This window comes from Mucilaginibacter sp. (genome assembly GCF_028288185.1).
Classification (GTDB): domain Bacteria; phylum Bacteroidota; class Bacteroidia; order Sphingobacteriales; family Sphingobacteriaceae; genus Mucilaginibacter.
This window is the reverse complement of sequence record NZ_JAQBOF010000010.1, coordinates 95,730-118,758: the sequence shown is the minus strand read 5'-3', so window position 1 is coordinate 118,758 and position 23,029 is coordinate 95,730. Positions and strand designations below refer to the sequence as shown.

The 23,029-nt window shown below is 41.0% G+C and carries 22 protein-coding genes and 1 tRNA gene; 9 read left to right on the top strand and 14 right to left on the bottom strand.

Annotation, left to right across the window (positions count from 1 at the left end; genetic code table 11):
* From JWQ34_RS04880 to JWQ34_RS04870, 3 genes are all read right to left on the bottom strand, one after another.
* Positions 1-880 (bottom strand): cytochrome C (locus JWQ34_RS04880; RefSeq protein WP_299354730.1); only part of this gene is annotated, 880 nt, incomplete at its 3' end.
* A gap of 35 nt (positions 881-915) precedes the next feature.
* Positions 916-1,572 carry an SDR family oxidoreductase gene (locus JWQ34_RS04875; protein ID WP_299354727.1) on the bottom strand — a complete coding sequence of 219 codons (657 nt, stop codon included), beginning with the start codon at positions 1,570-1,572 and terminating at the stop codon, positions 916-918.
* An 84-nt stretch (positions 1,573-1,656) separates the two neighbouring features.
* Positions 1,657-2,253 (bottom strand): short chain dehydrogenase, encoded by a 597-nt coding sequence (locus JWQ34_RS04870; protein ID WP_299354725.1) that lies wholly within the window; start codon positions 2,251-2,253, stop codon positions 1,657-1,659.
* An 82-nt stretch (positions 2,254-2,335) separates the two neighbouring features.
* On the opposite strand from JWQ34_RS04870, the gene JWQ34_RS04865 reads away from it, so the two are divergent.
* Positions 2,336-2,680, top strand: coding sequence for a helix-turn-helix domain-containing protein (locus tag JWQ34_RS04865; protein WP_299354722.1), 345 nt, complete (start codon positions 2,336-2,338; stop codon positions 2,678-2,680).
* Between the two features lie 231 nt (positions 2,681-2,911).
* On the opposite strand, the gene JWQ34_RS04860 is transcribed toward JWQ34_RS04865, so the two are convergent.
* A tRNA-Leu gene (locus JWQ34_RS04860) sits at positions 2,912-2,991 on the bottom strand.
* Positions 2,992-3,021: 30 nt separating this feature from the next.
* Positions 3,022-3,549 carry a Fe-S protein assembly co-chaperone HscB gene (gene hscB / locus JWQ34_RS04855; RefSeq protein WP_299354719.1) on the bottom strand — a complete coding sequence of 176 codons (528 nt, stop codon included), beginning with the start codon at positions 3,547-3,549 and terminating at the stop codon, positions 3,022-3,024.
* 264 nt (positions 3,550-3,813) lie between these two features.
* Here hscB and arr point away from each other — a divergent pair, with 264 nt between their 5' ends.
* From arr to JWQ34_RS04830, 5 genes are all read left to right on the top strand, one after another.
* On the top strand, positions 3,814-4,242 hold the full coding sequence (arr, locus tag JWQ34_RS04850) for an NAD(+)--rifampin ADP-ribosyltransferase (RefSeq protein WP_299354716.1): 429 nt from the start codon (positions 3,814-3,816) through the stop codon (positions 4,240-4,242).
* Between the two features lie 72 nt (positions 4,243-4,314).
* Positions 4,315-5,361 carry a basic secretory protein-like protein gene (locus JWQ34_RS04845; RefSeq protein WP_299354713.1) on the top strand — a complete coding sequence of 349 codons (1,047 nt, stop codon included), beginning with the start codon at positions 4,315-4,317 and terminating at the stop codon, positions 5,359-5,361.
* Positions 5,362-5,454: 93 nt separating this feature from the next.
* The gene (locus JWQ34_RS04840; protein WP_299354710.1) at positions 5,455-6,624 is read left to right on the top strand and encodes a dienelactone hydrolase family protein; all 1,170 of its coding nucleotides are present in this window, start codon (positions 5,455-5,457) and stop codon (positions 6,622-6,624) included.
* A gap of 179 nt (positions 6,625-6,803) precedes the next feature.
* Positions 6,804-9,068, top strand: coding sequence for a GH92 family glycosyl hydrolase (locus JWQ34_RS04835; protein ID WP_299354707.1), 2,265 nt, complete (start codon positions 6,804-6,806; stop codon positions 9,066-9,068).
* An 8-nt stretch (positions 9,069-9,076) separates the two neighbouring features.
* Positions 9,077-10,003, top strand: coding sequence for a DUF6282 family protein (locus JWQ34_RS04830; RefSeq protein WP_299354704.1), 927 nt, complete (start codon positions 9,077-9,079; stop codon positions 10,001-10,003).
* 165 nt (positions 10,004-10,168) lie between these two features.
* Here JWQ34_RS04830 and JWQ34_RS04825 read toward each other — a convergent pair whose 3' ends face one another.
* From JWQ34_RS04825 to JWQ34_RS04800, 6 genes are all read right to left on the bottom strand, one after another.
* A complete protein-coding gene (locus JWQ34_RS04825) occupies positions 10,169-12,475 on the bottom strand; it encodes a DUF5703 domain-containing protein (protein WP_299354701.1) in 2,307 nt (768 codons plus the stop codon).
* A gap of 119 nt (positions 12,476-12,594) precedes the next feature.
* A complete protein-coding gene (locus JWQ34_RS04820; protein ID WP_299354698.1) occupies positions 12,595-14,532 on the bottom strand; it encodes a hypothetical protein in 1,938 nt (645 codons plus the stop codon).
* A 179-nt stretch (positions 14,533-14,711) separates the two neighbouring features.
* The gene (locus JWQ34_RS04815; protein ID WP_299354695.1) at positions 14,712-16,334 is read right to left on the bottom strand and encodes a glycosyl hydrolase family 65 protein; all 1,623 of its coding nucleotides are present in this window, start codon (positions 16,332-16,334) and stop codon (positions 14,712-14,714) included.
* Positions 16,335-16,377: 43 nt separating this feature from the next.
* Positions 16,378-16,839: a hypothetical protein gene (locus JWQ34_RS04810; protein ID WP_299354692.1), complete on the bottom strand. Its 462-nt coding sequence runs from the start codon at positions 16,837-16,839 to the stop codon at positions 16,378-16,380.
* Positions 16,840-17,112: 273 nt separating this feature from the next.
* A complete protein-coding gene (locus JWQ34_RS04805; protein ID WP_299354689.1) occupies positions 17,113-18,294 on the bottom strand; it encodes an aminotransferase class I/II-fold pyridoxal phosphate-dependent enzyme in 1,182 nt (393 codons plus the stop codon).
* Positions 18,295-18,313: 19 nt separating this feature from the next.
* Positions 18,314-18,742 (bottom strand): OsmC family protein, encoded by a 429-nt coding sequence (locus tag JWQ34_RS04800; protein WP_299354686.1) that lies wholly within the window; start codon positions 18,740-18,742, stop codon positions 18,314-18,316.
* Between the two features lie 104 nt (positions 18,743-18,846).
* On the opposite strand from JWQ34_RS04800, the gene JWQ34_RS04795 reads away from it, so the two are divergent.
* Positions 18,847-19,323: a hypothetical protein gene (locus JWQ34_RS04795; RefSeq protein WP_299354683.1), complete on the top strand. Its 477-nt coding sequence runs from the start codon at positions 18,847-18,849 to the stop codon at positions 19,321-19,323.
* Between the two features lie 64 nt (positions 19,324-19,387).
* On the opposite strand, the gene JWQ34_RS04790 is transcribed toward JWQ34_RS04795, so the two are convergent.
* Positions 19,388-19,810, bottom strand: a complete 423-nt coding sequence (locus tag JWQ34_RS04790; RefSeq protein WP_299354680.1) for a DUF3052 domain-containing protein — start codon at positions 19,808-19,810, stop codon at positions 19,388-19,390.
* Positions 19,810-20,244 (bottom strand): DinB family protein, encoded by a 435-nt coding sequence (locus JWQ34_RS04785; protein WP_299354677.1) that lies wholly within the window; start codon positions 20,242-20,244, stop codon positions 19,810-19,812. The genes JWQ34_RS04790 and JWQ34_RS04785 overlap by 1 nt, the downstream gene beginning before the upstream one ends.
* Positions 20,245-20,346: 102 nt before the next feature.
* On the opposite strand from JWQ34_RS04785, the gene JWQ34_RS04780 reads away from it, so the two are divergent.
* Both JWQ34_RS04780 and JWQ34_RS04775 read left to right on the top strand, forming a co-directional pair.
* Positions 20,347-21,585: a nucleoside recognition domain-containing protein gene (locus tag JWQ34_RS04780; RefSeq protein WP_299354674.1), complete on the top strand. Its 1,239-nt coding sequence runs from the start codon at positions 20,347-20,349 to the stop codon at positions 21,583-21,585.
* Positions 21,586-21,688: 103 nt separating this feature from the next.
* Complete coding sequence (locus tag JWQ34_RS04775) at positions 21,689-22,123, top strand: hypothetical protein (protein ID WP_299354671.1); 435 nt, start codon at positions 21,689-21,691, stop codon at positions 22,121-22,123.
* A 222-nt stretch (positions 22,124-22,345) separates the two neighbouring features.
* Here the strand turns inward: JWQ34_RS04775 and JWQ34_RS04770 are convergent, their stop codons facing one another.
* Entirely contained in the window at positions 22,346-22,963 is a 618-nt protein-coding gene (locus tag JWQ34_RS04770) for a TetR/AcrR family transcriptional regulator (RefSeq protein WP_299354669.1), read from the bottom strand.
* Positions 22,964-23,029 lie beyond the last annotated feature (66 nt).

Genomic DNA, 23,029 nt, shown 5'->3' with positions numbered 1-23,029 from the left:
TTCCAGCATACAAATACCACGGCATTGGTATTTGTGGATCGCCGGGGTTAAGTTTAGCCGCTTGCTTTTCTTTACCTTCAAAGCTTTTAAATCGTTGAATGAATATATCTTTACTCCATGATCCAATACCGGTTAGTTTATCTGGTGTGATATTTGCAGAACGTACAACACCTCCCTGCTGTTTAAATTCCATTCCACCGCCAAACTCTGTCCCGGGGAGGATATCCCCATGGTATCTTTTACTATGACAATCTACACAAGCCGCTGCGTTAACCAGGTAAGCGCCGTACCTGATGGTATCATTTTCCGATGGTAGCTTGCCCAAACTTGCCTTATGCGGCATGGTATTGATGATAAAATTGACCGGAAAGTCTATTTCTGACGCTGGTATGTCCTTTTTTATTGCGGGAATGGAACGCAAATAAGCAATAATACTATACACATCCTCTTTATCCATTTGCCCGATATGATCCCATGGCATTAGTGGAAAGATTGCTTTGCCAAACTTGTTCTCTCCCGTAGTTAACGCCCGAAAAAACTCTCCATCTGTCCAACTATTTAATTTATAAGGGGTTATGTTAGATGCATAAAATTTGCCGGGAAGGCCCATCTGTTGATCAAATTTTTCACCTCCGGCCCCGAAGCCGCCCACCACCGGGCCTCCGTACAAACGCTCGTCCTTGGTGCTATGGCAGTCCATACAAACAGCAACGTGGTTAGCTAAATAATCGCCGCGTTTTATTCGTTCTGCTGTGCGTTCTATTTTAATTTGAGGTGCCTCGCCCATATCTGGTAACGCTACCTTTACATAAGTGCCGGTGGCAGCCACTACTACCAACAATCCTAACAAGATAAATCCAATTACTTTTACTGCTTTCATACTGTGCTAATTTGTGCTTGCATCTCCCCCCCACATTAATTTTCAGAAATAGTTGGACTTTTCCTATCGTACTTATTGGATTTCACGATATTAACAATGAATTTAGCCACACTTTGCCTGCTGATATATAAACTTGGTTTAGGGAAGTTATTAAAACTCACTTTTAATGTTTTTATCTTATCGGAATCATTTAAGGCAACAGGCCGTACAGCCGTCCAGTTTAAGTCTGAATTTGTTAATAGTTTTTCCTCTTTTTCATGTTCCGCGTAAACAGGGCCCATGTTGGTATAGTTAATTAGCCATCTGAGCCAAAATGGGATTTGTTTTTTGGTTTCCCCAACACCCCACGCAGAAATAGTAATTAACCGTTTTACGTTTTGCTGATCCGCTTCCGCTATCGCATTTTTAATGCTTTCAGATATGAAATTTTTGGCGGTTATTAATTTAGACCAAGGAGCATCTGAGGCTCTGACGATACCCAAAGCACTTATTATCAGATCACAGCCTTGCATTGCAGCCGCTAAATCCGCTCTGTGGGTAGGTGTTCCTTGAAATACGTTAATTGATTTTGAATTAAAGGATATTTTGTTTTTATCTCGCACCAAAACATTTAAATCATAGTCTTGCTTTAGTGCCTCTTCAACGATAAGGCGACCGGTTCTGCCAGTGGCCCCTAAAATGAGTATTTTCATAATATTTATTTACTTGTTTGTTAATTCATTTATTGAACACAAACTATTTTTATCTTTTTATTATTTTTAATTTTTGATTGCCTGTTACAACACTTTATAAATCTGACCGGTTTGCCCGCCCAGCACGCTTTTGACATAAGCCTGTGCGACCCGGCTCATGGTAACCGGAACGTGTCCAGGGAAATAGGAAAAATAGGCTGTGGATTCTTCAACTATATCAGGACCTACCGCATTGATACGCGCGCCGTTCTCCAACTCTATTGCCGCACCTTTTACAAATCCATTGATCGCTCCATTCATCGTACTGATGTTTGTTCCCATTACAATCGGGTCATCGGCTAATGAACCTGATGTTAAAGTAAACGACCCTTTAGGATTAATGTAATGTTGACCGATCAATACCAGATTAACCTGGCCCATCAATTTACTGTTAACCCCAATCCTGAAATCAGCATCCTTCATACTTGATAAAGGCCCGAACTGCGCGTCCCCGGCAGCGCAAATCAAGGCATCGAATTTCCCGACCTGTTTGTAAAAGTTTTCTATCGACTCGGTTGATGATATGTCTACCTGTATATCACTGCTTTTTGAACCGGCCTTAATTACTTCATGATTTTTTTGTAATGCAGCGGTTATGTGTTTTCCGATGGTACCTGTGGCACCGATTATTAATATTTTCATGTTCACTTTTTTTGACAAAGTTGAGCCATTACTTTACCTTTGTCAAGTATTGACATTTAAGACACTAATTCACATTATCAGGATGTTAGCAGAAAAAATAATTAAAAAAAAAGTAGAGCCGGATTGTGATTGCTCTATAATAGGATCAATCAGTATCATAAGCGGCAAATGGAAACCCGTTATTATCTGGATGTTATTATCAGGCCCCAGGCGATTTGGTGAGCTTCATAAAACAATTGATGGTATAGCACTAAAGGTATTATCCAGGCATTTAAAAGAACTGGAAGCTGACGGTATCATCAATCGGAAGGTATATGCCGAAGTCCCGCCAAAGGTGGAGTATACACTCACTGAAAAGGGGATGTCGCTCAACGACGTGATGCAGCTATTAGCAGAATGGGGTAAAAAGAATATTGTAGCCGAATAAGACATTTTAGGATATATCAAAGAATACCTTCGTTATGTGGGATTTCGGGTTGTTCAATACCCATTATATCAAGTGGCTCTATTGTGAAACGCCTCCCGGCTAAGCTTTGTTTAGCTTTTCAAGATCTCAGATCTATAAATGCTATACTCTTCAATAAAAAACCCTCATTACGTAATGTAAAGAGGGTCTTTAATTTTTATAGTAAAGTTGGGTAGTACCTAACTTTTTGTGTACCCAGCGCCGGAGTCGAACCGGCACGGTTTCCCACAGGTGTTTGAGACCAGCGCGTCTACCAATTCCGCCAGCTGGGCATGCTTTGTCTGGATGTGTCTTTCAACCTCTCAGAAGCGGGATGCAAATGTATTTAAACTCTCCTTAATTCGCAACAGATATTTTTGCCTAAAGTAAATATTTGCAATATCGTTTAAGCGGCTCTCTTTTGCGGTATCATCTAACTGTTCATAATCAGCTGTTAAGCTATTTAATTCATCGTTCATATCACCCTCAACTGCAAGCACTTCTGCTGTTATATGACCTAACTCTGTTGCATTATCAACTTCCATTAAGCGTTCGTTAATATCCATCATCTCCATTAAAAAATCTGCCGGGAGTTGTGGTTTCGCACCGTCAGATACCAAGTCATGTAGCCTTAAAATATATTCTAAGCGTTTAGCCGGATCAGAAAGTGTTTGGTAAGCTTTATTATTTAGGGTAGATAACTCCAGTATTTCTTGCTGTTTGGCTTCATCCTCGTTCGCATAAAAATCAGGATGATATTGTTTGCTTAGTTCGTAAAACTTCTTTTTAAGCTGCGCAGCATCGAGGTTGAATGATTGGGTTATGGCGTAAAAGTCAAAATAATTAATCATACTGCAAAGGTAGGCGATATACGTACGAATTGTATTAAATAAATATAATTACTCTGCTATAATATCGCATTACAGTACGCAAAGCAGTGCGGGACAACACCCACCATAGGCTAATATAAAATAATCCGCAACGTCTCTGTTTGTTGTAAGGATAACGCTGATCTATATATCATATTGCTCTCAAAAAAATATAGTTAAAAAACGTTTTTTTAGTGTTCTGTACCCTATACTTTTGACGATATCATCAACAAAAAAAAGAAAAACATGGATAAATTAACCGAAGCCAAACACGATTTGAATGCGCAGCAATTCTTTCACGGCACTAAGGCTCAGCTACAACAAGGGGACTTGATTGCACCCGGTTTTAATTCAAACTATGGCAAGCAGAAGAAGGCATTATTTGTCTATCTGACAGCGACCATGGATGCTGCTATTTGGGGAGCCGAGCTTGCTTTGGGCGATGGGCCTGGTAGAATTTATATAGTAGAACCTACAGGACCTATCGAGAATGACCCCAATTTGACAGACAAGAAATTCCCCGGAAATCCAACCAAGTCCTATCGTACTCGTGATCCGCTTCTAGTTATTGGTGTAGTTACCGATTGGCAAGGACACTCGCCGGAACGGCTCAAAGAAATGAAGAATCATCTTGAACGTCTTAAAGAACTTGGTGTTGAGGCAATTGAGGACTAATTATACTGTAGCCTCATTTTTACATAAATATAATTCTGCTTGATTTATATTTATGCCAAATTAACAATTGATATGCTCCAAAAAATCTCGAACATTGCATTTTTAGTAATGCTTTCTGCCGCTACTTTTGCGCAGACCACCCCTCCGGCGAATGCCCCAACCGGTCAGACACCGCAACGCCGTCGTGGCCAGCCACGCCCATACACTGTAATAATTGCTAATAGCACCAAAACTGATTTAGATACAGCCCAGATCAACGCTGAATTTAAAGCGGTCTATCCCGGTTTTGCCGCTGCCGATGGTTATAATACAAAAAGGGAAGTAACCATGCGCGTTATTGACACCACTAAACAATTCACCATAAGCGCTAAACCAGGCGAAATTGTGGTTAACAGTAAATGGATAAAAAAGAAAAAAAATTTTAAAGGTTTTCAGATAAGCCTACAGGAAGCACTGCATAAAAATTGGAACTCGGTAGATACCATCAAAAAAGATGGCTACCAGTTAGTGTTTATCAACAAAAACTCAAATTTTAGTCCTACTTGTAAGCAAGACCTAATCGATACTTACTTCACTGTTTTTCCTCAATTGGTAAATATGTTTAATGACAAAACTACACATGAGGTTGTATTTGTAACCGATACCGCTTATAAAGGTGTTGCCGAAGCCAGCGGTAACCGCATTTTGTTTAGTACTAAATATATGAATGCCCACCCTTATGACATTGACATTGTAACCCATGAGGGCATGCATATTGTACAGGGCTATGGTTATGGTTCGGGCCCGGTTTGGTTAACTGAGGGTATTGCTGATTTTATCCGTTATAAATATGGTGTAAACAACATTGGTTCAAAATGGTACTTGCCGGCGTTTAAGGCAAGTCAAAGTTATAAAAATAGTTATAGGGTTACAGCCCGTTTTTTTGAATGGATAGACCAAAAAGTTAAGCCTGGTATGATTGTTCAGATTGATAAAGAATTGAGAAATCATACTTATACAGAAGCTACCTGGGCATCACTATCAGGCGGTAAAAGCATAGACCAGCTTTGGGATGATTATGCAAAAGATTCAACTGTAACACTTAAATACAGTGGCAAAGAAGCCCCTGCAAAAATGTAATTGCAGTAGATCACCTATAACAACAAAGCCCGGTATTTTATATTGGGCTTTGTTGTTTGCAATAACTAAATTTAGCCAACAAAAATATCCCCCATGATTAAAACCAAACCCAATCTCCAATTATTTGCTTTAGCTAGCTTTATACTATTTGCAAGTGCCCCGGCTTTCTCGCAAACTAACCTTAGCCGTAAAAAAGCTGATGCTATAGCCGCAACTGAGCTTAAAGCCCAAATGGACCTGCAAAAACCAAAAGCTGCTGAGGAATGGGCCGCCAAACAAATTCAGTATAAGGAGTATATATTAAAATTTACCACCCAGATATTTGGCGAAAAACCGGCGGATGGCAGGAGCCTATATATTTCATTACATGGCGGTGGTGGTACTGCACCAAAGGTTAATGATGGGCAATGGGAAAATCAGAAGAAACTATATAAACTAAAAGAAGGTGTATACTTTGTACCGCGCAGCCCTAAAGATGCCTGGAACATGTGGCACGACTATCCGATGGATGAGCTATTAGCCGAAGTAGTTAAAGATGCTATTGTTATGGAAGATGTAAACCCCAACAAGATTTATGTAATGGGTTATTCGGCAGGCGGCGATGGTGTTTTTCAACTGGCACCACGATTGGCCGATTATTGGGGTGCAGCGTCAATGATGGCCGGGCACCCTGGCGATGCGCAAATTTTGAACTTAAAGAATATTCCATTCATGGCATTTGTGGGTGGTAAAGATGCGGCATATAACAGAAACATGTTAGTTGCACAATGGGGCAAGCGGCTGGATAGCCTGCAAGAAGTTTACAAAGGAAGCTTTATCCACGAAACACATGTTTACCCGGACATGCCTCATTGGATGAATAGAAAAGATACTATTGCGGTACCATGGTTGGCCTCATACAAAAGAAACCCGTTGCCAAAAGATGTGATCTGGATACAGGATGATATTTTACGTGATCAGTTTTATTGGTTGGGCACACCTATTGAAAGTGCGAAGCAGGGTTTAAAAGCACGAGTAGCTGTATCTGGTAATGATATTACTATCCTTGAAAATCAAAACGAAACACTGTATTTATATTTAAATGATGATTTGGTGAACCTGGATAAAAAGGTTACAGTCACCATAAATGGCAAACAGGTATTTAACCAGAAAGTGCCACGCAATGCAGATGTAATTAAAAAGACGGTGACTGCAAGGATGGATAAAGGTTTGATCTTTACAGCTGGTTTGGCTATTAAAAACGGACAGGTAACAAGCATGTAAAAGCATTCTGCAACGTTGTATATACAAGGCCCGGTATTTTTGCGCCGGGCCTTGTTGTTTGTAATATTTAAATCACACAATAAGCGGCCAATGTTTTTTTGCTATTATTGGGCTATTAAACCGCTGTAACCATGCGGCACCCTTTATAACCAACTATTTAGGCCCAACCTCAATACAAAATGAAACTAAAGCATCTTTTTTTTATGCCATTGCTGCTTATCAATACGGCATTTGCGCAACAGCTAAATCTTGTTAACTATGTTAATACTTTACAAGGTACCAACTCGCAATTTAAATTAACCAGGGGCAACACCTACCCTACTACCGCGTTACCATTTGCCATGCACACCTGGACACCGCAAACCGGTAAAAATGGCGATGGCTGGAAATACCAATATTTTTTAGATCATATCCGTGGTTTCCAGCAAGCGCACCAGTGTAGTTCTTGGACAAATGACTACGCCGTTTTCTCGCTTATGCCAATGAGTGAACTGGTTGTTGACGAAAACAAACGCGAAGCTAAGTTTAGCCATGCTAATGAGATAGGTAAACCCAATTACTACAAGGTTCAGTTTGATAATAAGATAACTACTGAGATCTCACCTACCGAGCGCGGTGCGCATTTACGATTTACTTATCCATCAGGCAAAAAGAGTTTTTTGGTATTGGATGGTTACACCAAATTAAGTGGTGTTAAAATTTATCCGAAGGAAAACAGAATAACCGGCTATGTAAACAACGGACGTGGTTTCAGAAATGGCTGGAAAAGCTATTTCGCCATGCAGTTCGATCAGCCTATTAAAGCTTATGGAACCTGGGAGAATAAGAAAAACACAATTAACGCCGACTCAACATCTGCCGAAGGCTTAGGCAAAGGCGCTTATATACAATTTAAAGATGGCGCTAAAGTACAGGTAAAAACCGCTTCATCATATATCAGCTTAGAACAGGCAGAACTGACTCTAAAGAACGAGTTAGGCCCAGACAAAACATTAGAGCAAACCAAAGCCAATGCCGCCGCGGTTTGGAATAAATCATTAGGCAAAATTGTAGTTGAAGGCGGTACCCAGGCTGATAGAGAAACTTTCTACTCTTGTTTCTTCCGTGCCAGTTTATTTTCAAGGAAATTTTATGAAATAGGTACCGATGGCAAACCTTATTACTTTAGTCCGTATGACGGTACTGTGCATCCGGGGTATATGTATACGGATACCGGTTTCTGGGATACTTTCAGGGCACAATTCCCGCTAAACAGTTTGATACAACCAGAAATGCATGGCCGCTACATGCAGGCTCTGATAGATGCTTATAAACAATGTGGCTGGTTGCCGTCATGGTCATTTCCAAGTGAGGCTGGCAGTATGGTAGGTAATCATGCTATATCTTTATTGGCTGATGCATGGGCAAAAGGTATCCATACATTCGACCCTAACGAAGCGCTGTCAGCTTATATGCACGAGGCATCAACCAAAGGTCCATGGGGTCCGGCTAACGGGCGTGAAGGGTGGAAAGAATATTATGAGTTAGGTTATGTTCCGTACCCTACTTATCGCGAATCAACAGCTAAAACTTTAGAATATGCTTATGACGATTGGTGCGGTTACCAGTTAGCCAAAATGACCGGTAATAAAACCTATATGGACATATTTGCCCGCCAGATGTATAACTACAAAAACGTATATAACCCGGCAACTCACTTTATGCAGGGCAAAGGGCCTGACGGCGAGTGGACCAAAAACTTCGACCCTATTGAATGGGGCGGCCCATTTACAGAAGGTAACTCATGGCATTACACCTGGTCGGTTTTTCAGGATACGCAAGGCTTGATTAACCTGATGGGTGGCAGCAATAATTTTAACGCCAAGCTTGACTCTGTATTTAGCGAACCTAACAAGGTTAAAGTAGGCACTTACCGCGGTATGATTCACGAGATGACCGAAATGGTTGCAGCTAACATGGGACAATATGCGCATGGGAACCAGCCTATCCAGCACATGATCTATTTATATGATTATGCAGGCGAGCCGTGGAAATCACAATTTCATGCAAGGGATGCGATGTACAAGCTATACAACGCTACCGAAAATGGCTATCCCGGCGATGAGGACCAAGGACAAACATCGTCATGGTATGTGTTAAGCGCTTTAGGTATTTATAGCGTTACACCAGGCACCGGCGAATATGCTTTAGGCAGTCCGATGTTTAAAAAGATCACTTTGAACTTAGAGAATGGCAAGAAATTCATCATTGATGCTCCAGCTAATGATAAAGACCACGTGTACATCCAATCGGCAACTTTGAATGGAAGCACCTATACTAAAAACTTTATCACTCATGCCGACCTAACCAACGGTGGCGTTTTAAAATTGGAAATGAGTGATAAACCTAATGAGCAAAGAGGCACCGGCGCTGCTGACAAGCCTTTCTCTTTAACCAAACGATAGGTTATTTGATGACAAGAACAGGATCATTATTCGCAGGTATTGCTTTGCTGCTGGCTACTTCGGTATCGGCACAAAAGATAATGCCTGCAGATACTAATTCGCTGACTGGTGTTATCGATTTTCATTGCCATACCGGGCCGGATATTTCTGTTCGTTCTATAAGCGATGTGCAGCTAGCACGACTTGCCAAAAAAGACGGTATGCGCGGTATTGTACTCAAGAACCATTATACCATGACTGCCGACAGGGCGCAGGTAGCCATGCAGGAAGTTGGTGGTATTGAGGTGTTTGGAGGCATTGTTTTGAATCGGTCTGTAGGTGGTATTAATGCCGAAGCTGTCAGGCGCATGGTACAGATAGAGGGCCACCGTGGTAAAGTTGTTTGGCTGCCTACGGTTGATGCGGAGAATGGCTTTGAGCACACTCCCGGCCCGCGCCAGTTTGTACCGGTTGTGAAGGACGGCAAGCCTGTGCCTGAGTTAGCAGAAGTATTTCAACTAATGGCTAAAAATAATTTGGTGTTCGAGACCGGGCATTCATCACCACAAGAATCATTGATACTGATACCCGCGGCAAAGCAAGCGGGCGTTAAAAATATAGTGGTAACCCATGCCATGCTGTTGGGCGCTACATTAGACCAGGTTAAACAAATGGCAGCAATGGGCGCTATTATTGAGTTTTGTTTTCAGCCAGCCGGGTTAAGCTATGCTAAAAATCCCGCTACCATTGCCAATTATGCCAGGGTGATTAAAACAGTTGGAGCAGAACATTTTATTATTGATTCAGACCTCGGCCAAAAGAACAATCCGCTGCATCCTGATGGCTTGCGAACGTTCATCGCGCAGCTTAAAGCAAACGGATTAACCGAACATGACATTGACCTAATAGCCCGTAAAAACCCGGCAAAGCTGCTGGGCCTTGATCCTTCCAACTAGTACTATTTTACGGCGATGCAGTGATTCATAAAAAGTGAATCACTTTGAATCACCTGAATCACTTTTTACTTGTAAGTGACCCGTCCTAAAAAAGTTTACACTTTTGATTGTTAATACTTGATTGAATTTATGGCTCTATTAAAAATTCAACATTAACCCCGAAGATCATTTCGAAGCCACAAGCACCACATCTTTTGCTCTGCTTGCAGGTATTACCTGCAAGTTGGATAGCTTGCCTTTTTCTACATGCCCTTTAACAGTAGTATTACCGGGTGCATGGAGTTTAAAGTCGGCGGTCCAGTCTGCCGGCCATGCGGGGGTTAGCTGTATCCGCTTGCCATCACATTGCATCAGCATGTTTTGAAGCGTGATCATACCCGAACCGCCGTTGTCAAAATCGGGGTTCCAATCATGGTCAGCCCTCCAAAACCATAGAAAATCATCTTTGCCGTAATTGGTAAATTCGGCAATGGCCGCTTTTTTTGCCACATTGGTAAGGCCGAGTATAGATGCTTGGGTGCCATCCTGCCCCCAGCAGGTGTTTGCCGGGAAATGCCTGGCGGCAAATGTATTAAGCGCCAGTTCAAGGTTAGGTTTCCCTACGCCGTAAATACGGTACGGAAAAGTGGTATAAAGTTCCGGGTTTTCGCTATTTTCTGTTTTACCGTATTTTTCTGCAGGCAAAATGACTGCCTTGCCGTCGGTATCGCCTTCGCCAAATGCAGGTATTTTGCCTTTAACGGTTTTACCCATCGGCAGTGGCGGCAGATCACGAAGCACGCGCGACCAGTTGTCGCGCTGTTGCTGGGTGGTCATCTCAGACGGAAGTGCCAGTAAACGCGGGATGACACTCATCAGGCCCGCGATATCCGGTGTAGGATTAGCCGCTGTAAGCTGATAGGTTTCAAGCGACTGCATAGGGTACATATAGATCTTACCATTAGCGTCCCTTTGCCAGTGTTTATCATAGTAAGTAATGATGGCATCGGCAAACGGCACTATAGACGACCGGGCAAATGCTTTGCCACCGTAATAATCATATTGGTCAAGCATTTCGGCAATTACTTCAAGGGTGCCCTGTACATGATAGCGCTGCCAGCGGCTTTGGATCTCATTGGTAGGGTTATTTCCTCCAAAATCGTCCATCCTTGGTACCCCATAAAATTCCATGGTTTCAGGGAAACTTGCACCATCATGATGATAGTATAAAAAGTTGCGGGCCTTAGCAAAATCCAGGTGGTTTAAATACATGTCAAACCAGGGTTTTAGCAAATCGTTATCCCCGGTCATCACCAATGGCCAGTAAAACAAACGGTTATTTTGGTTCCAATAAGCCTCGCCCCATTCGCGAAAATCGGGGTCATAGTTGGTTTTGTTTTGTTTCACGCCTTCGGCCATATCATGCCCTACGGTGAATAAGCCGCCGTTAAATTTTACGGCAGACTCGCCGCGCGAGGATGCCGCAATCATATAGCGTTGCATAGCATAACCTTGCGAAACTTTTTTAGCGTCATCGGTTCCGGTTACATGGATCCAACTACGATTCCAAAAATCAGACCACCATTGTTCATGAGACTTGCGCAAGTTGCGTGAGTCGTAGCCGGCAAGGGTGTTAGCCAACGCATTGATTTTATTGTTCCAGCCGGCGGGCGAAGCTGATTTAATACCCGTAAGCGCTACAATATCGAGCTGCAACTGTCGCCCTGCCTTGGCCGACTTTAAAGTACGGTCATCCTGTTTGACAAGCCCGGGGCCGGTTAACAACGCGCCAAAGCAACGCTGATAAAGCGGGTCCGGGTATTTATTTGTTAAGCTTTCCAGGTGTTGTTGTTTGAGTATGTACGGATAATAACTATCAGCATTGTAATGGCACCAGGCCAGACGGTTTTTCGTTACAGGAAAAACAAAATCAGGTTTTAATTTAGGTTGACGGTCGCCGTTCATAACTGATGAAAAATCCGAACCTGCTGCTAAAGAAACGCCGTCAGCTTGCACCTTGCGCCACATTTCAAGCCCGGCACTCATGTTGCCGGCACTAGCCAGCATTGCCTGCACGTGGATCACCGGGTGATTGGCATCGATCCAGACCAACACTGTGTTCGTGCCACGTTTAATTTCAAGCGTACCGCTTTCCAATCGTAGTACTTGTGTAAAATCAACCGTATCCGCAAATGGATTCGGCGTTAATTTTACGCGAACGCGGCCAATTTTAAAGAGATTTGCAGTCTCTGCCCACGCATCAGATTTAGCAATTAGCAATACGATATCGCCATTCTTTTCGGTCCAGACATTGGCGGCAATATCACCGTTACCCAAAGGCATTGAGCTATTTTCATCGTTACCCAAAGTATGCCATTTGACATCATTCGAGACGGCCAGAATATTAGCTGATGGTTGCCTGACCTGTGCTGGCGACACAGTGCTGTTTATAAAAAACAAGCTCAATAATAAGGGTAAAAATCGTCTATCCATGGCTGGGAAATAAAGTGGCTTATAATCTCTGAAATTAGCTAATTAATTGATTTTATCAATTAATTAATTGCATAAATCAGGTATCTCCATTAGTCCGGATTTCGCCAACCCAATAGCTATCATTCAGCAGCTAATGCCTTTACATGAATATTATCAAACAAATTATGATTATAGGTGCTTGCAATGAAAGCCATACCTTTTAAGCCTGATTTGCTCGTAACGGTTGTCATTTTATGGCCATCCACAAACCCGGTAACCTGGTCACCATTCATTTCCAGGCGGAGTTGGTGCCAATCCGAAGGTTTGAAGTTCTCGATCTGGCCCGAAGCGAGCGTGGTGTATTGCCAGTTTAGTTGCCACCGCCCGTCCCGGGTAAGTATCCAGCGAAAACCCAGCTTATTTCTATCGGCGTAGCGTCCGCCTATCTCCACATCACCACCTTCCAATAAAACGTTACCTTCAATGGTATAATTTTGCCAGTTAGCGTCGCCAAATAACGAGTGTGGTTTCAATAACCAGTTGTTATACCATAAAATTCCCTGATCGGGCACGATCTGCGCCAGGCACATTCCACCGCCCGGATACTGATAGGTTTCGAAAGTACCTTTCTGATCTGAGAAATATCGTGGCGTTTGGCCGGGGGCATAGTTACTAAAATCCTCTATATATGGAAAAGGAAATGGCTTACTTGCCGGCGGCGTACCAAATGTGCCTTTTGTTTGCCCGGTGGTACTGGTTAAGGTATAAATTGCATCAGGCTCCAATTCTATTTCAATAGAGTTCTTATTTAACCGCAGTGGCTTTTGCCTGATAAACTGTTCTTTTTCTGTTGATTTCCATAAATAAACAGGTCCGTTTTTAAGCCCTTTACCAATATCGAGCTTTACCCTCCGTTTTTCTCCGGTGACTATGATAACCGACCAATCGCCGGTTTTCGGATCCCGCATTGCCACATGGCTACCGCGCCAGGTATTAATATCAAATTGCCCGCAAGCTCCGTCCATATATACCCAGCCAGGTTGGGCAAATTGGGTTGTATGGGCCAATGCCCATACCGATGGCCACACGGTATAATGGCCGCTCCACGGCGAGTCGGCCTGTATTGCACCTGTATTAGCCCAAATAATTTGGTCATAAATACCATCAACAGGGCACCAAATCTCGTATTTTGTAATACGATCTCGCGTATATAGTTTATTCATTAACCGGGCCAGGTAGAGGGCCCCTTTTCCTCCCCACTCCTGCCCCGACTGACTCCATTCCTCGGTGGCCCACAGCGGTTTGCCTGATTGCTTGGCTTTCTCTGTCGCATCGCGGCCTGTTTTCTGATCAATCTGCCACGGCTCGCGACCGTCCACATAATGATAACCAACAGCGTCAATCAAGTGGTTATATTCAGGGTTCTTTTCAAGTTGATCAAATACCTGCCAATATTCACTGTCATCATCCGGAGCTTGAAGTTTCACTTTTGAAAAACCATGGGCATCTAATGTTGGGCGCAAGTATTTGGCTATCCAGTTCAAATCAGTTCCATTTTCGTTTTGGGCCGCAGATACCCAGTTTATATCCAGCCCATAGTGTTTGCGGGCAACTTCCAAAAATGAAACAAACCAATCAGCAGACTCCTGCGAAAACCGTTTACCAACCCAACTAGGGTAACCCCATGGAAGACAGTCTAGTATAATATTCGGGTTGCGTTTACGCGCTTCAGCCATCAGCCAAAACTCATAACCCCGGGGTTTAGGGTCAAGTAATTCTTCTCGGGTGATAGCGTGAGAAGGTTCACTGCCGCAAGTTGAATTTTCGCCGCTCCCTATTTCAACTTTAAGATGCTGAAAGCCTGCCCCAAACTTTGGTTTGAATAAAAAATCAAGTACCTCGGCGCGTTGCTTTTCAGGGTAATCGACCAGATTGCGAGTTGAAGCCCCGGCGCTAACAGCCCCGATCCCTTCAAAAACCCTTCCTTTATCATTTGCATTTAAAGAGATCGTTGTTTGTGCGTCAATATTCAACGCAATAAAAAGCATTGCCGCAAAGCAGAGGACATGTTTTCTCATCGGTTTTTTATTAATTTGGAAAGGTTTAAACTCGGGCAACAATACTAATAATGGTAGGCAATCTAAAAATAATATATTGAAATTAAATGGACTATACAGCGTTAATAATGGATTATTTTATCATGTGTACGTGGCATCTTGGTTGTATATTTTTCTCTGGGAAGACAGAGCACCTTTAGCTATCTAAGAAAGAAAACCATTTTCTTAATATCGGCAGAACGCGCCATTAACTTACCGTCAACAAAACACATCAGGCCCTGTCCTTTTTTATACTTGTTTCCAAATTTGTCATAAAGTATGGTTAATGTTTTACCATGATAGGTAATATTATCCAGGCAAAACCAATCCCACTTGTTTTTTGGGATCAGCGGGTTAATTATAACCTTATTATTACTTTGCGGGCGCAAACCAATCAGCCCGGAAATAACCAGGTCGCAGTAAGTCGAATGATTATAATCTTTTCCGCGCTCCCTGCCGCCTAAACCCGGAGGAAAGTTTAAGCCTTGTAATATAGTGCGCGATATCCAATCGCCGGTATAAGGGTTCAACACTTCATCTATCCAGGGTATCACTTTCCCATCTTTGTCAATGCGTCGTTGTGATTTGGCATAAATACTTAACTGATCATAGTAGTTTGAGGCTGTTACCGTTGTTTGATTATAGTTATTCAAAACATTGGCCAGGGCGGTAAGTGTAACAGATGTTGAAAATGGCCAGCTGGGGCCGTTCCACTGACATTCATGACCGGTATAAGCCAATTTAAAACCGGGATCATCCTGTTCGGCACTTGTTAGGCCGTATGGGGCAAAGAAACCTTTCTCCGATTTGATATATTTCCAAGCCGCGTCATAACCTTTATCATCCGGAGGTAGGTTAAAATACCAGGGAGTGTAACCCATGATCTCTTTTACAGCCACCAGGTTCTGTTTGCCATAAGGTAGTACTTTAAAAAAGGAATCATTACTATCCCAAAGTTTAGCCAGTATAAGTGTTTTTAATGAATCTGCTTTTTGTTTAAATTCTTTTTCTGTAGCGCTATCACCTTTCAAATTTGCGATTTTAGCTATCGCTATTGCATCGCCATACATATAAGCGTTAATGGTAGGTCTTTCCCCACTCCCGCCAATAGACATTTCCATGCCATCACGGTCGTCTATACTACTGAATAATCCATCTGCATTTTTACCCATAAATTGATTATGGTAGTTTTTGCCCGTTTGCCACTTTTTATAATTTTCAACCAAGTCCGGCAACAATGCTTTGATATAGGTAGCATCAGGATCAACTTCATAATTTGCCCAAAGCGCATCAGATAGCCAATTACTATAGCTGCGCAGATCGCCTCCTTTTTTGAGCCAAAAGAGCGTATTATCTTTCAGGTATATTTCATTTTTAAGCCAGCGCCCTTCATAAATCTGGTGTCCTAAAGCGCAGCTTATTGTATTATATTTACCAGACCATGGCACTTGCGGCAAAAACTCCGTGATCACATAGCCATCTGCCGTAAGTTTGATATGTTTACGATAAGCCCACCAGCGAAAATAGTAGGTAAGTTCAATATCTTTATCCGGGCAATCAAGCAGCGGTATGTTTTGACTTAAAAAAGCCCAGGCAGAATCATTAGTGAAGTGCTCTTTATATATTTCGTCATCCTCGCGGTTAAAGCGGTCAATATAGAATTTATAATCAGGTGCTTTAAGTACAAAATTTGCCTGTGCTTGTAGTTTAATTGTATAAAAACACAGTAAAATTAAAGCGGTTATAATCTTAAACACATAAACCCGGTCATCCTGTTTTATCATTATTATAACTTTAAAGACTGATCAGAATACAAGGTGTTAGAAACTATTTAGACTTATCAATTTCGGCCTTTAAATCCTTTAACTGCTCAAGCGTGTATGCACCGGATATGTTTATACTATTGCCGGTGATATTGCCCACCATACTGGGTGCCAGTTTAAGTTTATTATTTAAAATCAAACCTATTGTTCGTTTATAACCTGTTGATGATGCTTTGGTATTGGCACTTGCGCCTTCGGCATCAAAAACAATCATTAGTGTTGGGTGCGATGTACCATTAAACTTTACCAAAGTTACCGCTGTAGAAACGATATGCCTGGTACTTACAAACGGAGTTGACTCGACATCATAATATTTATGGGTATGATTTAATTCCAAGTGGATACCCTTTTCGTCAATTACCTTATAAAATCCCGACACTAACTTTTTTTTCGGCGGCCGTGATGCAATTAACAACAAGGGCGTGCAGAAAATAACTGCCGTTATGAGTAAGGTTTTAAAATTCATGATTCAATGTTTAAGTGAAGGCAATATACAAATTATTGTAAATCCAGACTACCCCTTCCCCAATCAGAGGCGTTAGCCTCGGCCAACATTATAGCAATGGATTTCAATCCGTTGAGTTTTAAGACAAAGCAAATGAAGAACCATAGGTTCGGCCCATATAAATATACATCGTGCCTATAGCACTCGTTATTTAATGTTGATCTTTTCAACGGGTTAAAACCTGTTGAAAAAAGCTACGCCTCTTGTGATATTGATCTTTTGAACACTCCTAGATTAACCTGCACTTTTTTCTAAAGCTTGATTAATATCAGCTATAATATCTTCTACTTTTTCTAAACCGGTAGATATACGGATAAGGCCGGGGGTAATACCAACGCTTAATCTTTGCTCATCAGTTAACCTTGAGTGTGTTGTACTTGCCGGATGCGATGCTATACTGCGGGTATCGCCCAGGTTGGCTGTTACCGAAAGCATTTGCAGAGCATCTAAAAATTTACGACCGGCTTCTAAGCCGCCTTTAAGTTCCATACAAAATACACCGCCGCCCATTTTCATTTGTTTTTTGGCGATGTCAAATTGCGGGTGCCCTTCCAGGAAAGGATATTTCACCTTCGAAACATGCGGATTACTTTGCAAGGTTTGGGCAACTGTAAGCGCGTTCTCGCAATGGCGGGTCATGCGCACATCAAGCGTTTCTAAACTCTTACTTAATATCCAAGCGTTAAACGGTGCTAATGCAGGGCCCGTATTACGGCAAAATAAGTATATTTCTTTAATCAGATCGGCACGGCCAACAACTATGCCACCTAATACCCTGCCCTGACCGTCAATCCATTTAGTAGCCGAATGTACTACCAGATCGGCACCATACTCAATAGGTTTTTGTAACAGCGGTGTAGCAAAACAGTTATCTACATTTAAAATAAGATTATGCTTTTTTGAAAATTTACCGGCCCACTCCAAATCCAAGATCTCTAATTGAGGGTTAGTTGGCGTTTCAAGGTAAATCATTTTCGTATTAGGCTGTACGGCCGCTTCCCAAGCCGCTTCATCATTAGCTGGTACCAACGTGCAGGTAATGCCATAACGAGGCAAATATTTGGTAACTAAGGTAAACGTACTGCCAAATACAGAACTACAGCTTATTAAGTGGTCGCCTTGTTTAAGTAATGCAAAGAAAGACCCAAATACAGCGCTCATGCCGGTTGAAGTTGCAAAGCCAGCTTCGGCACCTTCTAAAGCGCACATCTTAGCTACAAACTCATCAACGTTAGGATTGCTGAAACGGCTGTAAATATTATCATCGGTTTCATCAGCAAATGCGGCGCGCATAGCCTCTGCTTCATCAAAAACAAAGCTACTGGTTAAATATAGTGGTGTAGAGTGTTCCTGCTGTTGCGTTCTTTCTGTTTGAATGCGTATAGCCTGGGTTATAGGGTCTAGTTTAGATGACATTTAGTATTAGTTTTATTAGTTATTGTGCAGGATGTACAAACACCTGCGTTTTAATTTCGGCACCGGCTTTTTCTAAAGTAGCCGCAACCGAACAATATTTATTAACTGAAAGATCAACAGCGCGGCTGGCTTTATCCGGGTCTATATCGCCGTATAAATGAAACTCGATGGTAACATCTTTCCATAAAGAAGGCTCTTTACCTGTTTCGCGGCCACCGCTGATAACCATTTTATAATCTTTAACATCCTGGCGCTGTTTCTTTAATATAGCTATCACATCAATAGCCGAGCAGCCGCCCAGGCCCATTAGCAGCATTTGCATAGGGCGCACCCCAAAATTTTGGCCACCACTTTCGGGGCTGCTATCCATCTTTATGGTATGTCCGTTTTCATCACTTGCGGCAAAGCCAAAATCGCCATGCACGCGTTCTAAATTTATAGTAGGCATAATCTATGTAACAAGTGTGCTAAGTTATAACTTTTGCAGGAGTAAACTTTGCGCAAAATCAACATTTCTGTAATTTTAACAACATCCTACTGTAAAATACACGTATGAAAAAGCTACTTACTTGTTTATTATTTATTGGCTATACCAGTTATTGCTTCGGGCAAAAAAACCTGATATCGTACGAGGATCTTAAATTTTTGTTACATAACAACCTTGAGCAAGCTGACACTTTTTTAACGGCCAAAGGATATACTACTACAGTAAAGAATGTTAAAACAAAAAATCGCACTTACAAACTAACTATAAAAGGCGGAACCTTTGTAAGCCTAAGCATAAGGGCCGATGGCAAAAAGCAATTTATGGAATTGGAAACAAACGAGGTGGAGCAATACACGTTGTTAAACAATTCTATATCACAGTATATTAACAAGGAAGGCACTATAGGCGATGTACAAACCTATTTTATAAAAAATCTCTGTAGTATTTATATCACGGTGAATGATACCCAACCTTATGACCCGCTTAAAAGAGATTACATTATGCAAATAGTCCCTGATAAAAATGTAATGGCGTTTGATTGATGTTAAAGATTAGTGATCGAAGATTAAAGATTAGGTACTAAGCGTATTTATCATTGGCCAATAATTATCCCCTATCCCTAATAGGTATAACCAGTTTCAGGCCTGACCATACCTCATCAACCGCGCAAACTTTTATATCAACCAGGCCAATGCGCAGTGCATAGTTGCGGATAGTATCTTCGGTAATATCTGTTAAAACTTTCGATGCTTTTTTGGGCCATGACACCCAGATCATTCCGTTGGCTTTAATCTCCTGCTTTAATAGCGGCAATAATTCTAAAAGTTCGCTCTCCTGTTTGGTAAAGAAATGAATAAAGTCTTTTTTAACACCTTCATCCTTTATTAACTGTACATCAGCAGGCATATCTGTAAGCAAATCAAAATAATAAATCGGTTCATTAATTAAACCTATATTAAAGCCCGGTTTAATACCCAATTTCTTTACCAATTGCGTGCCCGAATATCCGGATGGTTTAGTTAGATCCATTAATACACTTGCCTTAAATGATGTTTTAAGTGATCTACATAATCCTGGGCCAGCCATTCAACGGTATGTAAGCTAACTTCGGTTTTACTGTTGTCACATTGTGCGGTAAGTCTGTCGGCAGGATAGTTTTTCCATACCGTAATAATTTGAAAGTTAAGCAGTCGCCAAAGTTCCAATATCTCATTAATATCGGTATCCTGGTAGTGTTGTACCTGCACCCACTCCACCTGTTCATACGTCAGCTTAAAGTTTTCTTCATAAGTGCAGCGTATAAAGCGTTGCAGGTTTATCTGAGCACTATCAACTAAATGGCCAATAATTTCTTTTCTAGACCACCTGTCCGGCGCGGGTTTGTAATCCCAATCTATGGCCTGCAGATCGGTTGTCAACAAATCATTAATCGCATCGGCTAATTGTGCTATGGTATGTTTCAATTTTTGCTGTTATTATATTTAATTTAAAATTGCGCAAAACAAAAGTGCTTATCAAATCAAAAATTGCATATTTTCACATCTGCAATATTATACTCATAAAGCATGGCCTTAAATTATATCTGGATTGCCTTTTTTTTAATTGCCTTTGTCATCGGTTTATTCAAGCTGATATTTTTAGGCGATACCGAGATATTCAGATTGATGATAGAAGGTACATTTGACTCTACCAAATCATCGGTAATGGATATTGCCTTGCCCCTGGTAGGTATAATGGCCTTTTACCTGGGTATATTAAAAGTAGCCGAAAAAGCCGGGGCAATAAATTTCCTTTCGCGTATTGTAGGGCCATTTTTTAATCGCTTATTCCCTGAAGTACCTAAAGATCATCCTGCTGTTGGACAAATGATGATGAATTATGCGGCCAATTTATTGGGACTGGATAATGCCGCTACACCTTTTGGCTTAAAGGCTATGAACGGCTTGCAGGAATTAAATAAAGATAAAAACACGGCATCAAACTCGCAGATCATGTTTATGGTGTTGCATGCGTCCGGCTTAACACTTTTACCCATAGCTATTATTGCGCAGCGTGCCATATACCATTCTAAAGACCCTACTGATATTTTTATCCCCTGTATTATTGCAACTTACGTGGCTACACTGGCCGGTTTAATTGTGGTAAGCATTAAGCAAAAAATAAATCTGTTTGATAAGGTTATTTTAACCTGGCTTGGAGGAATAACCGTTTTTATAGCTTTAGTGATATGGTATTTTACTGCCTATCTAACTAAAACCCAAATAAGTGATGTATCGAAAGTGTTCAGTAATTTAACCTTATTTGGATTGCCTGTTCTGTTTATATTAGGTGGTGTACGCAAGAAAATAAACGTGTTTGAAACTTTTATTGAAGGCGCTAAAGAAAGTTTCGATATCGCTATTAAAATCATTCCTTATTTGGTTGCTTTATTGGCAGCCGTAAGCATATTCAGGATAAGCGGGGCTGTTACTTACTTAGGTGATGGCTTTAAGTGGATATTTAGCCACTTTAATATTGATACCCGATTTACCGATGTTTTGCCTATAGCCTTTTTACGTCCGCTTAGTGGATCGGGGGCAAGGGCTATGATGCTTGATAACTTAAAAACTTATGGTGCGGATAGCTTTACCGGCCATCTATCAAGCGTTTTATACGGCACTGCCGATACTACGTTTTATATTGTGGCACTGTATTTTGGTTCGGTTGGCATCCGGAAAACACGTTACGCTATCCCCGCCATGCTTATTGCCGATTTTTTTGGTGTAGTAACGGCAATATTGATCTCTTACCTATTTTTTGGCTAAGGCGGCAAGTTGTATATATAAGTTGTTATAAATATTCTTGATGATTTATTTTTGTAGTTTTTATCTTTAACTTTAAAGCATTATTTTATACTAAGCTAATAGTATGGCAAACGATTTACCCAACAACAAAACTGATCAATATTTAAAGGAAAAAGCCGCGAATAAAAAAAAAGGCAACAAGGCGCTTGTAGTATTCCTGTTTTTAATTTTTATAGTAATATCGGTAGTAGTTAAAATAACACTTACAGGCTCATTAAAACCCGATTTTTTTAAAGGCCTGCCCGGCAGTGATGATGCTTATACTATAGCTAAAGAGTTTATACGCCCTACCCTAAAATCATCAAGCGCTAATTTTTCTGATACTAAATACCAGTTTGGAAAGCAATCGGATTCTGTATATGTGATACAATCATCGGTTGAATCAAGAAATGATAGCGGCGACAAAATTAATACCGAATTTAAGATCGTTTTAAAATACAATGGTGGCCAGGTTGACAAACAAAAAAACTGGACGCTTATAGATCTTAGCCAAAACTAATACCTCCCCTGGATTAGTATATATAAAAAAAGCAGGCTGAAATTTTACTTTCTGCCTGCTTAATCACTCTAAAACAATCACCTCTTAACTTTAGAAGTATCTTTGATAATTGATATATATTATATTAATTATTATCTTATTTATTAACGGTCAAAGTTACCATTAAGTTATCTTTCCACGCTGATAGTCAGTATTTTTTACTGCAAGGTGACAGTAGTTTAGTTAATACATCAAGCCCTTTATAAATATATCAAGCAGTAATAACCGCTTGGTATGTATTTCATCCAGGTGTTCTTTTTGCGGAAACATTACTTTTTTATGCGATACCGCGCTTACCCTAACCCCATGCAACGCGTCTAACAGCAGATCAACAATTTGTTCAGGGTTATCAACTGGTTTTATATTTCCCTTATCGGCTTCGGTTTTAATAGCCGCGCTTAACAATACCATTTCGGTTTGGTGTATCTCGGTTATAATTTCCCAAATAGTATCCGGCAGGTTTTGTTCGTTAACTCTAAAAAAATCAAAAAAGTTGTAATTTTTTACGATGAAATTATGCTGAGTATCTATCTGTGATACAAATGCTTCTTTAAGATTGACAAATGTGTTAAGCTTATTTTCCAAGTCCTGTATATACTCCCCAGCCAATTTGCGCATAACGGCAATATATAACTGGCTTTTATCCGGGAAATAATAATATAGTAATGCTTTAGATAGCGACAGATCGCCGGCTATCTCATTCATGGTGGTTTTTGAATATCCATAATGCAAAAACCGTTGGTAGGCCGCTTCTAAAATCTTTTCCCGCTTAATATCCTGCTGATCGCTTCCTGTACTCATTGTAGCGTATTTACTGTAAAACTGACTATTTAAACAAAATTATCAAAAATTCTACATTATAACCTC